The following is a 14,613-nucleotide window of genomic DNA, read 5'->3' as shown; positions in this document are numbered from 1 at the left end:
TTTTTTTCTATAATAAATCACTTCATAACTTTATAGATAAGTTGAAACCAGTATGACTGGGAATGCTTTTTTTATTTCAATTGCCTAATGCAGTTCATCAGGGTATCCCTAAAGTTCAACGTATGCTAATGCAAGCCGTTTAAAATCCATGCTAAGTTTTTTGTTTTCTCCTATAAATTAAAGGGTTTACCAAAATGAAATTGTTTTGGGAGAGAAAAATATGTAACTTAAGTATTATTCACTAAATACTTGCTGAAATGAGAAAGATATTGCTATTGGTTACGTTTGCTCTGTTATGCAGTATTGGCATGGCACAGCAGGAAAGATATTTGGTCTTTGATTTTATGAAGGTTGCCGATGATATGGAGAATGATTATTGGGAAACAGAAACTTTCTTTGAAAAAATACATGAACAACGCCTAAAAGATGGAGAAATCCTGGGCTGGGATCTTTGGTCGCTTAAGCCAGGAGGAAGCGAGCAAGGGTATCAGTACCTCACCGTTACCATTTACGATGATCCGGTTAAAGCTATGGCAAATGGTGATGTTTTTGCTGCTGCAAAAAAGGCATATCCAAACATGTCGGATGCAGAATTGAAAGCAGAGTTGAAGGAATCGGTTGGTTCGCGAGAGTTAAGCAAAAGAATTTTCATGAAAGTAATTGCTGCTACCAAGGATAATTTTAAAATGGATGTGGGTACGGTAATGCGAATGAATTTTATGGAAGCTGTAGAAGGTAAATTCGATGAGTATGAGAAGGCTGAGATGGAGTTATTCCTACCCATTCATCAGAAAAGTTGATGCAAAAACGATGAGTCATTGGAGCTTAACGAGAGTGTTGATGCCATCGGGCAGTAGTGTGCGAATGACGCATATGACTTTTGATATGTTTGAGGGCTATTTGCACTATTTTGATGCTTATGGTAGAAATGAGGTGTTTAATGTAGATGAAGAAACACAACGCAAAATTGATGAAGCCATAAAATTGAGAGATCTGAATTGGTCGTATATTGGAATCATGAAGAAAACTGTGAAATGATCAGTTGTCAGTTGGAGTTTGATGTATATGACTAAATGATATAATTAAAAAAGGCGCAAGGTGTTGCGCCTTTTTCTTTTCTACAAGGTGACAAATGTGTGTTAAAGTAAAAAGGAGACAAACGCAAAAGTTCATCTCCTTTTCTTTCATAGTTAGTGGTTAGTCGGGTACTGTGTTCATAATCACATACCAACTCCATTCATCGGGATTGCCTTCGCCAACGCTTGGTGTATATCTGAAAATCCCAATGTTTTTTCCTCCTTTTAAATACCGATTTACTATGGCCAAATCATTAATCGAATTCCAAATAGACTCTAGAGGGTAGTCAACTCCTTCTTCGGGGAAAATGATTTGAAACCTTTCATCAGCAGGTTTTTCGATTTCTTCATCCAAATACAGGAAATTATCAGGATGATAAAGTCTTTTGGGAAATTTTCTATAGCCAGTGCCATCCCAAATTATGGAACCATCAAAAATAAGCTCTTCCCTGGGTTCGTAAAAAAGTGAAATGCTCCCAAAATCTCCAGGTGATACATACTCTACACTTATAGGAATCGTATCTGAACTGTTAAACTCTGAGTGAAGAAATAGTTCAATTCCTCCCTCAAATTCAAAATCGGTATAGTTTATCTTTAGCAAAACTACAGAGTTGTCGTGGGTGTGATAGATGTAGTTATTGTCATCATCGTCTAAACAACCTGTTAGTATACCCATTAGTAAAATCAATATCCACTTCTTCATCGTATCTTTTCTTTAGAGTTATACCAGTTTGATTGTAACAAAAATAGTACCCAAATTACAGACATAGCGAGTCTTTTATTGGTCCATTTATACAATTAAAAGATGAAGAAATGCGAAATGGGTTGCGTGTAAATATTCTTAATATTTGCATTTGAGTTATCATTTCTGCGATAAAATTCCTTTTTATTGCAGGCATGAATTATTCTTTTAAAATTTAGTTGAAATACAATTAGAGGCTTTACAATGAATCCAATTTGACTTTGGTGGTGTAGTGAAGGCCATAAGAATGTGGTAGATCACGAAGAAAAAATAAGGCCCCTTCGCTATCGCACGAAACGAAGTTCGATGAAATCCAAACTTTCGTGCAGTAGTGCAGGGGCAGGCATAAAAAATACCATTACGAATTACTCATCGCATACTCTTAATCAAACTTCTTTTCGAAAGGATCCATATTTGAAATTTTAAGATTCACTTCTTTTACTTCCTCAAGAAGTTGATCGGGATAAATGATTGTATTTTTAAAAATGACCAGTTCTATGTTACGTGTGTTTTGAATGTTTTCAAGAGGATTGGCATTCAACAGTACCAAATCAGCCAATTTGTTTTCATCAACACTTCCCATTCCTTTTTCCTTGTGCATATAAGTAGCTGCATTTATGGTGGCAGTTTGAAGGGCTTCGGTATTCGAAAATCCGGCATTCACAAAATACTCAAGCTCATCATGTAAATTAAAACCAGCACATCCCTGATCGGAACCCGCTATAATTTTTATTCCTTCCCTTTGCATTTGATAAAGTAATTTCTCCTGCAGCTTTAACTCTCGCTCAAAAGGCTTCATTTTTTTCAGCTTTTCCGCATCGGGGCGATATCTTTTCTGAACCGGAGGAGGAAAAAAATCATATCGATTGTCGGTATATACCCAATCCAATTCGTTGTATTGAAAGCGATGTTTCACGCCAAGAGTAGGACACTGGTACATCTTGTATTTGCTTAGTTCATGAATGACAGAATCAGCCTTTGTCTGATCGAAAGACCGAAGTGCTTTGGTTGTACACCCCATGATTTGTATTTTTATAATCCGTGATAACTTTTCCTCTTTCGAAGCAATACCAAGCAAGCTATCCAGTCTTGTATGTAAAAATCTCTCTTGTTTAGAGCAAGCCAGGAGTAAACCGTTTAGGTGTTCATTCGATTTTTGTCCCAGGCTAGCTGCTTCTATTAGTCCTATGCTGTAAGGAACATGTCCTGCAAAGTCAAAATTTAATCGATTACATTCATTAGCAATGGCCATGTATTGATCTCTGGGCACCAAACTAAGCAACTTGATAAATTCACTTTTGCTTTTCTTTGCCTCTTGAACAATTTGCATGGCCTGCTTACAACTTTTAACCGGAATCTCATTTTCGAACCATGGAGTAGGACCATCTATAATCTGGCTGGAAAACATGATTCTCGGCACATTGCTATTTTGCTCCGTGCTATCTTGCCATTCCATACGATATCCAGTCATTTCACGGACGCCAACAACGCCCTTGGCCAGGTACATTTTCAGATATTCTTTATCAGGAAAATAAAAATGCACATGCATATCCCAGAGCCCAGGGATTAAATACTTGCCATTCCCATTAATCACTTGAGTAGAATCATTTGCTGACAGCTGATTTCCAGTCGTTATTTTTTTTATGACTTGTTGTTGAATGCCAACATCTTTATTTTTTACGATACTGCCTGTTTCAACATCAACGATACTTACATTTTGAATGATGATATCGTATTTTTCACTTCTTGATGGAAAAATAAATAGGGTGCATAAGAGTAAGCATAAGCTTATTTGTTTCATTTTTAGGTGTTTTTATTATTAGTTAAAGGTTTGTAAAAGCTTGTCTAAAAAAGTACCAACGATGTGAAACATTTAATTTTCAAATCTGTATACCCCTCTGCCGAAACTTCCGGATCAGAATACCAATTATTATTGGACTTTGAGACAGCCTTTAGGCTTATACTGTGACGAATGAAAACAGCATTTGACTACAGAGAAATTAATTAATATTATTATTTATTTGTAAGGTGCTTATAGATAGGAGGGTGGTGAAGTGAATAAATGATATTAAAGGTTTTGTTTATTTCTCTTCGTTGCCGAACTTTGTTTTGTGCGGCAGCATTGAGGAAATTACAAATTGAAAAAACACCAATCAAAAATGCAAAGAAACAGACTCCACTACTTCTCTTTAATCGTACTTACCATCATTATCGGTTTGGCTTCTCGACATTTTTCCAACTATTTACCCGAAATCATCAATTTGGGATTGGGAGATGCCTTATGGGCATTGATGATGTATTGGATGCTTGCCTTTGTTTTTCCTGCAGCAAGTATTAGGAACTTGACTGCAATGGCTTTGACTGTATGTTTTCTGGTTGAATTTAGCCAACTGATACAGGTCGATTGGCTCAATACATTGCGTAGCAATAGGTTTGCCGCATTGGTTTTGGGACAAGGCTTTTTATGGTCGGATCTATTGGCTTATACCATTGGAGTGGTAAGCGGCATGCTCATTGAGCTGAACTTGATGAAAAGGAAAGTAGCTGCTTAGCTGATCATGTGAATCAAGAAATGAAAATCTTTAGAGTTTTCCATTTGCCTGAAGGGCAAACAGCAACAGCTTAGGGCAAGGGAGAGAAAACGATCGCCGCCCTGGGTTAATAGCACCGTCTTGAAATCGTCGCAACTGCAAACCTCAATAGGTCTGGAATTAAAAATGCGACGAAATATATGGCATTACGTTCCAAGATAAATGTTTCCCTTTTAGGGAACCGTAGCGGAGCGAAGCTCGTGAACACAATTGAAAATTGAGTTTAATGTGAACAAACTGTCGACAGACCAAAGGGTGAAGTAGTATAAAATATAAGCAACAGCACCCCTCTGGCTTTCGTGGACCCGACAGGGAGAGGGGTGTAATGATAGAGATTTTTATCTTCAATGAGAACACCCTCACAAATAAACTGATCAAACAAACTTCAAATCTTTGCACAACTTCCTCTCCTCGAGGAGAGGATAGAGGTGAGGTGGAATTACAAGCGGCAGTACCATTGAACTAAATTTGCTAAACAAGAAGAGAAGTAGACTAATTTCTTACTGAACAAAACACAATATCAATCTTCCTGCCTCATTATCCAATAAAGATATTAATCGTCGATTACGCAAGTAATTGTGATGAAAATAATATTTTATAAAAAAAATCACATCTGGCTAAATTCATCTCCTTGCATTGAAAACACTAGGATTTGTTTTGTTGTGAATACCTGTATTTGTTTGATAAACAAATGATATTTTAATATTAATTACATTTTTGTTTGGAAATTAAAGAAATAATTCTCTAACTTTATGTAACAATTCAACCAAACAACTACTAGAGTAATAGATCATAAGTAGAAATTACACTCTGCTTCATACTTTAAATACATAAAAGACCATCAGGTTGATGTATTTTACATTTGCTGAATCACTCCCTCGATTCCGATAAGTATCGGTACTTCGCTGTTCGCAAAATTTAAGCTCATAATTATTGGATCTGCATGATCTGAAGATTGAAATGAATTCTCTGCAAATGGAAGAAAATACTTCCAGAGAGCATGGAAATCAAAAAATAATGGAAATAAATCCATTCAGAATGCAAGTAAATCAATTTGGAATGGAAACAAAGCAATTTGGAGTGGAAGTGAATTGATTTGGAATGGAAGTAAATCCTTCCCGTCTCCTGCTAAATCAAAAAATAAAGAGGGTAAATCGAATTGCAGATACTGTCTTTGAATTTGTATTAGGGATAAAAACGAAATTATTCATTGTCATTTTAATATTCAATAACTACTTAAAATTCAAGAATATGAATACAGAAAGTAATTTAAAATTAGATTCTTTTGTGCAAACCAATACGGCTTTGACTGAGAATGCAAGTATTTATGAAACCAATGTGAGCACCAAAGCTCAGGCAGATCAGTTTGCTTCGGATCTGGATCATCTTTTGAACTTGAAAGAGGAAGCGGATCAGCCCATAAAATGGCTGATTGGTGAAAAAAATGCAATTAAGAATGTTTTGGTAGACAAGCTCTATCCTTTATCCAATGCATTGGTTTGCTATGCCAACTCAGTACCAAGTACCGAGATTTTGGAAAAGGCAAGTATTTCAAAAAACACATTAAGGCTTCTCAGCGAGTTGGACCTGATTGCTTTTAACAAGCAAATTGTTAGCATGGCCAGACAGCATGTGGCCGATTTGCCTGCCTTTGGCATTAGCGAAGAAAATATTGTGGCTGTAGAGACCGATGGCAAAGCCTTTGAACAAAAACGTTCCGATCTGATTGTCTTAAAAGAAGACAAGGCCAATGCCAAAAATGAATACAGGCTTTTGCAGAAAAAGATCAATAATCTTTTAAACAGCAAATTGGATTATAGCATAGAAAATTTGCGTGCTACCCATCCCGATTTTGTGAATTACTATTTTGCAGCCCGACAAAAGGCCAAAGGAGCACAACGCCATTACGATCTGTTGGGCTATTTGAAAGACAAGGCTACCGGCCAAGCCATTGCCCTGGGTAAGGTTTCGGTAGAAGGTTTGGATCTAACGACACACATTACCGAGAACGGTACCTTTAGGTTCAAGCATTTCCCGGAAGGGGAGCACCGACTCATTATCGAAAATATCAATTACAAAACTTTATACGTTCCAATTCGTCGCTACGCTTCGGAACGAAGCAAACTGTATTTGGAAATGGAAGCCATTCCTTTAGAAGTAATTTAAGTATTGAAAAACTTTGTTTGTTCCATACTCTGGTATAGGTTGAATTGTATTGGAAAGGAGCAGGCAAAACCAAGCTGTGGTAGGAGTGCCACAGCTTTTTAAAAGAATCTATATGATTTTAAGTGAATAAATATTTTAAAGTATTTAGAATGTTTGCACTATCTCAAAGTATAATATAAAAAGTATTGTGTGAAAATATATAATGAACTGCTCAGTTCGATCTGGCTTTGTGGGCATTGGAAGGTCAAGCTTCTTATGCGCAGAAAACTTTTAGAAAGAAGGGGAAGTTGAGAACTTTGTTCGAAAATCACCCCGCCGCACTTAAAGTTTTCAAGTAGAAGGAGATTGGACTTACCCCGCCCTAGATCTTTTGCTTCTTTTCCAGCGATGGGAAAAGAAGAGCCATGCGGCTTGAGCAATTTAAAATAGAATTGAGCAGCCTAAACGATATGAAATCAGCAATCGAACTATTATCTATTAATAGCAATGATTTCTAAAACTCAATGATTGACTCTATTTCATATAGGATCTCTTTTTAATAACAGGATGTGTAGTAATTACCAATAAAACGTAAAAGCATGAAAATTATAAAATGGATAGCAGCATTGCTGGTAGTAATAGCAGGAATTGCCGTATTGTATAATTGTGAAGGAAGAAAAAACAAAGAGCAGATAGGATTGGCAGGTTTGAAAAAGATCGTAAAAAAAAGAGAATTGCATTTGATTGAGTACAAATACAACGATATGATATTCTTATACAAGAATGATGATGCAAGGAAAAAATTACTGATGCTCGTAAAGTATCCTACTTCTGTTTCGGCTACAATTGATTTGCAGAAGCTAAAGATTGATACTGTTTCAAAAAAGATCATTATCCCAATTCCAAACGTAAATCAGCCAATTGTGAGTTTCGAAAAAGCTGAGTTCATTAAAGTAAGAGATGGTTTTTTTATAAGCTTTGGAGGCTCCAGAGAGAAATTGTTGACTGCCTTAAAAAATCGAGTAGCAGAGAGTCAAAAACGAATAAAGAAAGAAGCCATTGATCTTGGTATTATTGAACAAACCAAAACCGAGGCAGTACATTTTGTTGAAGACATCTTGTTGGGCTTTAACCTGGATGAAATCTATAAGGTGAGCTTTGAAGAAGAAAAGGATGCTCCAATGATCAACAAAGAGATATTGAGTACCGATGCAGACAAAGCCATAAAAGAGAAAGGAACAAAAGCTTTACCGACTATGAATGCCTTAGATCACTTTGGTGTAAATAATATGACATTATCCAACTCCTCAATTGAAGTAGACTCGGAACTTGAGGCCATCATCAATTAGGTGTTTGCAAGAATAGAAAGAAATTGTTTGTTCCATACTCTGGTATAGGTTGAATTGTATTAGAAAAGAGCAGGCAAAACCAAGCTGTGGTAGGAGTGCCACAGCTTTTTTTATACCCAATCATAATTATGTAGATTTATTCTATTTTATGTGTACAGGTTATTTTACTCCTGTAATATTATTGTTTGCTATAGCTTTTTCATAAATTTGATAGGCCTGATATTCAAGTTGCGTTTATAACACTCATATGGGTGTATAAACACAATAAGATGAATAAATAATGGAGAAATAAACGCAATTGTGTTTATTTATAAGTTAAGCCCAATTTTAAATTAAAACCGAAAAAGCATGATAGATTTGCTCAAACAATTAGGAATTCCGACAATAGGTCTGTTAATAATTTCTGTTCTGCTTTTCCTGGCTAAAGAGTTATGGAGTATTACAAAAGCCAAGAGAGCAAATGTTTTTCAACTCATGCTATCTAAAGCTATTGAAGAAAGAGATAAACAATTACAAGATTTCTATTTGCCTATTCGTGCAAGACTTGAGGTTACAAAGCATCTCTTTAATATCTCTCAAAAGTGGAAAAATCCTGAGACCCAAAAATTTGACCATAAGATTATTGAAATCGAGAGTAAAGATAAAAGAGCATTATCTAAGATTGTTATTAACCGAATGTTTCTCCCTTTAAACAAAGACATTGAAGACATTATCATTAACAAGGCTAGTTTGAGACATCCTGAGGATAAAACGGATTACCAAACGTTGTTGTCACACTTTATACTTTGGCGAGTTTTTGAAGAATCAGCTTCAGAGAATGAGATTGATTCATACAATGGAGCATCTTTTTTACAATTTCCCAATGAAGAAGCTGTTAAATTCTACAAGGTCTGTGAGCAACTCATAAATGAACGTGATAATTTATATCACAAACTTCTAAAACTTGAATCTACCTCCCTTTATTCATATAAAATAAAAAAATAGGTATGGATAAAATAAGAATAAAGAAAGAATTTTTTGGTGCGATTGGGATTGACCCTACAGACCGAATTCCATTTTATATTGAAAATCAAGATTTAAAACATCTTGACGATGTCAATTTTGAGTTAATTAACAGGGAAAGACCTAATGAGTATTCAAGTCCGATATATTTGACAGTATTCACAACAATGTCATGTAATAAAAATTGTGAATTTTGTTGCTACAAAGAAAAACTTTCAGAGAAAGACCAAACCCTATCTCTTTCTCTTGCGAATAAAATAATAGAACTTGAAAAGAATTATAATATCTTACTTCTAAACATTCTTGGCGGGGAACCAATTCAGGAACATTCATGGGAAATAACTCATCTCTTGATTGAATCGTTTCTTGAAAAGAATATCTGCGTAAACCTTACAACCAACGGACTAAATCTTCATAAATTCAAAGGAGATATAGATAACTTATTTCAAACGTATGGCGCACTATTTCAATTACGAATATCAATAAACTTAGATGGCGGCATAGGCGAAAAAAAATCAATTAAAAGGTTATTTGAAACCTTATCAAATTCGATATTTCCAATACATATAAATACTGTTGCAACTCAAGACAATTACGAAAGTTATACTCATTTTTTTGATTTTGTCACAAAAGCAGTTCAACGAGATATTAAAAGTTGGTCAATCCTATTTCCTAAAGTAAATCCACCGTTAATAGACTTAAAAAGCTATAATGCCATATGTAAAAAACTGGAATTGAAATATAGCTCACTGATAACATTTAATTCAGAAAATTTTACAGCAAATAGCACTACTGGTACAATTGAAGATTATTCAACAGGTTGTGGTATAGGAAAAAGAACATTGTCCATTTTACCGAATGGAGACATTTATCCATGCAGAAATTTTATTGTAAACAACGAGTTTAAAATTGGGACAGTAAACGATGACTACTCTTTAATATGGGAAAAGGCAATTCTATTTAGAGAAAAGACTTTAAAAAAAATAATGATTGATAAATGTAATGAAGAATGCAAATTTATTAATCTGTGTAAACCATGCCCATCTGATATTTATAATAACACATATCCATTGTGTAATTTTTCTAATTAATAATTAAATTTTAAAGATTATGAAATCAAAACAAAATGCTTTAGAAGCTTTGAAAAAGCTTAAAGATGAAAAAATCATCAAAAAAGTATCGAAAAGTGTAAATTCTAGTAGGATGTATAACTGCTAGAAAAAAACTGGGCTTAACAATGTGTATAAGTAATGGCGGGGCTTAATGTTAATTCGAATCTTTCTACCCGTCATTAGGCTAATCTATATATGACAGGTAGACGCTTCGAAATCCGCCACTACTCATACACGCACCGTTGTATGCAAGGCTAAGACCGAGATACAGATTAAACCTTAATGAAAAATTGAAAAAACATTTTGAAATATATACTCTTTGAATGAAGGTTGGTGCAAGAAAAAATTAGTTTTCGCCCTCCCGCTTCTGCCCTTCGGGACAGTTGGGGAAGCCCACGCACATTGCACACATTTGCAAATCGCACAGGCTGCCACTCAAACCAAAATTTGCAAAAGAGTGCAATTTTCTAACCGCAATAATACCTCAAAATTATGGGAGAATTTCCAAAACGTATAGGTGAAATTGGAGAAGAGATTGTCGGAGAATTTCTATCTCTAATTGGCTGGCACAATCCAGCAAAAAATTTTGACATACCTAGCATTGACCCTGAAAAACATAAGAAGAAAACACATGGGATTGATGCTTATTTTAATTACAAGAGTCCTTTGATTTCCAAAACACTTGAGAATATTATCATTTCTGTAAAATACAGTAAAGACAAATACCCAAATTCTCCAGTTGCAAAATTTAAAGATTACTATGTCGATTTAGGTAAAGCAATAGAATCCTTTAAAAAATCAGATTTAAGAGCTGATAATATTATTAATCGTACTGACATTGAAGGAGTATTTGATAGAGGTGTTCTTTTTTGGTTAAATAATGTTGATGGAGATTCAACAGACTTAACCTCTAAATTATCTAGCTTGAAGCACCAAAGGACTTTAATCATGATGGGATTTTTCTTGTAGACAACAATAAAATTGAGTTTATTTTTAGTGTGATTGAATTTGTAAAAAAAGTATTTGTTAATAAAGAAATCGAATTTACATATTTTAATACAGGTTTAAATGGTGACAATGACACACTGAAAAATGGAACAATAATGCCTGTTCAGTACTTGGCATCTAATATTATTCCAATAAGAATACAAATTGAAGAAGAAAAGAATGCTTTAGTACTCTGTTCAAGAGAAAAGTTTGAACAGGATGAACTGATTAAATTAATTGGATTAGCAAAAAATATTACTGCAAATTACCAAGCTAAAACAATTATAGCATTTCCTGATTATGATAGAGTTTACCATGAGCAATTGGTTAATAATGCGATAAGAATCTTTGAAGAGGATTCATTCACAAAAACAATAACCGTTTTAAATTTTAACCAAAACTTTAGGAACTAATGGAAAAAATTAATGATAACATAGATAGATTTCTACCATTTGGTGAATCATTACGTGCAGTATTGCAATATGAATCAATAAAAGATAGAGAAAGAAGAACCTTATTGAGAATGAAAGGTGTGTTTGTAAATAACACAGATGAAGATAGTACATTTCCAATATTACTCACTTCCTTATTGAGCCTATCGAGTTCGAATATTTAAAAGAGAGTTTACAAGCGAAAGAAGATAGAGAAAAAACAATAAACAGAACTCTTGACTGGGAGTCTACCAAAACCTTGATTTCAGCAATTCCAGATAATTTTAACATTCAGGAAGTCATCAAAACTAACTTTCCTAAATATAAGGTTATAGGTACTCCAAATTTCAAAATGGTTGATAAAAATCCCGATAAGATTACTCTAGATTTCAAATGCGAAACTAATAATTATAGTAAACCTTGGTTTAGAGGTCAGAATGAGTTTAAAGGGCAAGTAACATTTGAAAAGGTAGTAACTAAGGATAATAAAGTTCAGCTTCAAATTGTCCATACTTCTCCTGAAACAACAGAGATTGCAGAGAAAGTTTCAAAAAGTTTAGAGCGCCATTTTAAAGCAAACAACTATATGAACCCTAATAAGGAGGTTCAAAGAATATTATTTAAGGACTTTACAAATAAAGAACGTATTAACTTCTTTCTCAATATGACAGATGGAAATGAAGTGTTTGATTTTACAAAAGCCACTTTCCTTGATATTGGTCCTGACCTAAACGAAAATTTACCACAAGAGATTAATTGGTTAGAATTAGCCAAAGTACGTGAATTAAATATAAACGGTGAAGTTTTGCACAATTTACCATTCCTCAGAGATAAAGGTCTACATAAATACATGGTTCTTTCAGAAATGGAAATTATTTATGACTTTTCTCTTCCAACAGTTGAAGGTAATTGTATTATCAAGTTTGGTTTTCCAAACTACTTTAAAAAGAAAATTGGAAATATTGAACTTGTTGTTGATATAGTTAGAGTTAATATAAAGGATGAATATGGCTATGTGCCATTTGGAGCAGTCAAGAAACAATTGTTTAAAGAATTTGAGAAATTAAAGACTGAAAAATTTGAGTGGAGTAAAATGCAGAATTTACATAAACAACACACACCAGAATTATGACAAATATTGACTTTACTGAAATTGAAATAGCTAACCTTGTCACTCATCTAGTTGGCAATAAACTTCGAGATGAAGATTTAGACTTGTCTGATAATGAATCTCAGATTAACGAAGAAACAAAATCACTTTTACTGAAATATTTCCTATTGCCAATAAAAATTGAAGAGCTATATTCATTTTCCCATCCGATTAAACTGGAAATGAATGAAATTTATACATTGGTTAATGAATTATTCTCAGATTCAATTCCATTTATTGAATTTTCAGAAGGAATTGCAAAGTTACTATATGAAAATTCAATGCATCCGAAAATAAAAGAAGGTAAATTGAATGTTGCTTTTTTTTCGAATATTATTTTGGAAGATGAAGTGGTTGAGGCAATCGGTATTTTTAAATCAGAAAAAGATGTTCCATTTCTGAAAATGTTAAAAGGTCAAAAAAACTTTAATATTTCTCATGAATATGGTTTTGAAATTAAGGGTATTGATAAAGGTTGTTTAATACTAAATACTGACAAACCGAGTGGTTATAAAATACTAATTATTGATAATGCTAATAAATCTATTGAAGCTCAATATTGGAAAGATGATTTTCTTCAAGTAAAACCTATTAGCAATGAGTATAATCAAACAAACAATTTCTTAGGACTAACTAAACAATTTCTAACAAAACAATTAAGTAGCAATAATGAGATTTCTAAATCTGAACAGATAGATTTACTAAATCGCTCTGTCGAATATTTTAAATCACATGATTCTTTTGAAAAAGAAGAATTTGAGAAGAATGTATTTAAGGATGAAGGGATTATTAAATCCTTTAGAGCTTTCGATGAAACCTATTGTTCAGAGAATAATATTGAAATGAATGATAAATTTGACATTTCAACAAAAGCTGTTAAAAAGCAAGCAAGAGCTTTTAAACGAGTTCTTAAACTTGACGAAAACTTTGATATTCTTATTAAAGGAGATAAAGAACTTATTGAAAAAGGAATAGATGAAAATGGGCGAAAGTTTTATAAGATATATTATAATGAGGAAAAATAGCAACCCGCACAGCCAAGCACATTTGCAATTCGCACAAGTCAACATGTTACACCTTCGCTGGTGCGCGATTCTATCGCGTTCCATATCTAAAACAGAACCACAAGAGAACTCGTGTGGTAACAGGAGGCTAATTATTCTCAAATGAACCAATATCAAACTTGATGAAAAAATTATTTATAATACTATCCATTATTACCCTAAGCTTTTCTGGTTACAGTCAGGAAAGTGTAAGAAATTTTAAAAATGTAAGAGGAGAGGTCACTTGGCAAAAAGTATTTGAAAGTGAACTTCAAAAGAGTGCCATTAAAGAGTATTTTCGAAACTCAGGTATTTTTAAAGAAATTGAAATCACAGAAAATGGTTTAAGGGGCGAATTACGACTGTTCGAACCAGACCATAGAGGTGCAGGCTATTCTGTATTCAAAGCTTCTGATTTAATTCAGGAATATTATCATACTGCTTTTGTTTCAATACAGTTTAAAGAATCAAGATATCGCGTTACCATCAATAAAATTACTTTGACTAAAAAAATTGATAACTCATCGGGAAGTCAAGGAAGTATAGTGCTTTTGAATAAGCATGCAATTACCAATAAAGGTCTCTTTGGAAGATTATTCATTAAAAATTCAGTACCGATTTACGATTATACTTTCCTGAAAATGTTTGAGCCTAAAAACATTGAGAGTGATGATGATTGGTAGATTTGAATCGCCTGCTAGAGACAGATCAATGTCATTAAATTAAGGGTGAATCCTTTTGATAAACATTGCCAAAATTACCCCAAACCCCTAAAGGGGCTTACCCAGCGCGCTGTTCCCTTTAGGGTACAAAGCAAAGCGTCTCATGATTAAAAGGAATAATAAAAGGGTGAGCGTGGGGCGAATTTTGCTAACTTAATAACATTGAACGAGAGCTTGTAGCTTGTGTTTTTATACAAATTGTCTACTATATACTCCACAGAATATGAAAATTTTGAGTTTAATCTTTATATTATTCTTTCTTA

Annotated in this window: 16 protein-coding genes; 14 read left to right on the top strand and 2 right to left on the bottom strand. The window is 33.8% G+C overall.

Annotated features, from left to right (window positions below; translation table 11 throughout):
- Positions 1-257: 257 nt before the first annotated feature.
- On the top strand, positions 258-800 hold the full coding sequence (locus tag JCM15579_RS11455; protein ID WP_054720203.1) for a hypothetical protein: 543 nt from the start codon (positions 258-260) through the stop codon (positions 798-800).
- On the top strand, positions 751-1,038 hold the full coding sequence (locus JCM15579_RS20245; protein WP_157471443.1) for a hypothetical protein: 288 nt from the start codon (positions 751-753) through the stop codon (positions 1,036-1,038). The genes JCM15579_RS11455 and JCM15579_RS20245 overlap by 50 nt, the downstream gene beginning before the upstream one ends.
- Positions 1,039-1,197: 159 nt before the next feature.
- Here JCM15579_RS20245 and JCM15579_RS11450 read toward each other — a convergent pair whose 3' ends face one another.
- Together JCM15579_RS11450 and JCM15579_RS11445 are read right to left on the bottom strand one after the other, a co-directional pair.
- Positions 1,198-1,779 (bottom strand): hypothetical protein, encoded by a 582-nt coding sequence (locus tag JCM15579_RS11450; protein ID WP_054720200.1) that lies wholly within the window; start codon positions 1,777-1,779, stop codon positions 1,198-1,200.
- 421 nt (positions 1,780-2,200) lie between these two features.
- The gene (locus JCM15579_RS11445; protein WP_054720197.1) at positions 2,201-3,619 is read right to left on the bottom strand and encodes an amidohydrolase family protein; all 1,419 of its coding nucleotides are present in this window, start codon (positions 3,617-3,619) and stop codon (positions 2,201-2,203) included.
- A gap of 358 nt (positions 3,620-3,977) precedes the next feature.
- On the opposite strand from JCM15579_RS11445, the gene JCM15579_RS11440 reads away from it, so the two are divergent.
- The 12 genes from JCM15579_RS11440 (at position 3,978) to JCM15579_RS11390 (ending at position 14,311) form a co-directional block, all read left to right on the top strand.
- On the top strand, positions 3,978-4,370 hold the full coding sequence (locus tag JCM15579_RS11440; RefSeq protein ID WP_054720195.1) for a ribosomal maturation YjgA family protein: 393 nt from the start codon (positions 3,978-3,980) through the stop codon (positions 4,368-4,370).
- Positions 4,371-5,342: 972 nt separating this feature from the next.
- Entirely contained in the window at positions 5,343-5,504 is a 162-nt protein-coding gene (locus tag JCM15579_RS20435; protein ID WP_172677420.1) for a hypothetical protein, read from the top strand.
- Between the two features lie 156 nt (positions 5,505-5,660).
- On the top strand, positions 5,661-6,575 hold the full coding sequence (locus JCM15579_RS11435; protein ID WP_054720192.1) for a peptidase associated/transthyretin-like domain-containing protein: 915 nt from the start codon (positions 5,661-5,663) through the stop codon (positions 6,573-6,575).
- 578 nt (positions 6,576-7,153) lie between these two features.
- Complete coding sequence (locus tag JCM15579_RS11430; RefSeq protein WP_054720189.1) at positions 7,154-7,903, top strand: DUF4230 domain-containing protein; 750 nt, start codon at positions 7,154-7,156, stop codon at positions 7,901-7,903.
- A 348-nt stretch (positions 7,904-8,251) separates the two neighbouring features.
- A complete protein-coding gene (locus JCM15579_RS11425) occupies positions 8,252-8,887 on the top strand; it encodes a hypothetical protein (RefSeq protein ID WP_054720186.1) in 636 nt (211 codons plus the stop codon).
- A 2-nt stretch (positions 8,888-8,889) separates the two neighbouring features.
- Positions 8,890-9,996 carry an SPASM domain-containing protein gene (locus JCM15579_RS11420; protein WP_054720181.1) on the top strand — a complete coding sequence of 369 codons (1,107 nt, stop codon included), beginning with the start codon at positions 8,890-8,892 and terminating at the stop codon, positions 9,994-9,996.
- 513 nt (positions 9,997-10,509) lie between these two features.
- On the top strand, positions 10,510-10,986 hold the full coding sequence (locus tag JCM15579_RS11415) for a PD-(D/E)XK nuclease domain-containing protein (RefSeq protein ID WP_054720178.1): 477 nt from the start codon (positions 10,510-10,512) through the stop codon (positions 10,984-10,986).
- A gap of 29 nt (positions 10,987-11,015) precedes the next feature.
- Positions 11,016-11,417: a hypothetical protein gene (locus JCM15579_RS11410; RefSeq protein ID WP_054720175.1), complete on the top strand. Its 402-nt coding sequence runs from the start codon at positions 11,016-11,018 to the stop codon at positions 11,415-11,417.
- Positions 11,417-11,620, top strand: a complete 204-nt coding sequence (locus JCM15579_RS11405) for a hypothetical protein (RefSeq protein ID WP_054720173.1) — start codon at positions 11,417-11,419, stop codon at positions 11,618-11,620. Before JCM15579_RS11410 ends, JCM15579_RS11405 begins: the two co-directional genes overlap by 1 nt.
- Entirely contained in the window at positions 11,569-12,567 is a 999-nt protein-coding gene (gene gapS4b / locus JCM15579_RS11400; protein ID WP_444543002.1) for a GapS4b family protein, read from the top strand. The genes JCM15579_RS11405 and gapS4b overlap by 52 nt, the downstream gene beginning before the upstream one ends.
- Complete coding sequence (locus JCM15579_RS11395) at positions 12,564-13,610, top strand: nucleoid-associated protein (protein WP_054720168.1); 1,047 nt, start codon at positions 12,564-12,566, stop codon at positions 13,608-13,610. Before gapS4b ends, JCM15579_RS11395 begins: the two co-directional genes overlap by 4 nt.
- 161 nt (positions 13,611-13,771) lie before the next feature.
- A complete protein-coding gene (locus tag JCM15579_RS11390) occupies positions 13,772-14,311 on the top strand; it encodes a hypothetical protein (RefSeq protein WP_054720165.1) in 540 nt (179 codons plus the stop codon).
- Positions 14,312-14,613: the final 302 nt, after the last annotated feature.

Source organism: Marinifilum fragile JCM 15579 (assembly GCF_001310955.1).
GTDB classification, from domain to species: domain Bacteria; phylum Bacteroidota; class Bacteroidia; order Bacteroidales; family Marinifilaceae; genus Marinifilum; species Marinifilum fragile.
This window is presented reverse-complemented; position numbering and strand designations above follow the sequence as displayed.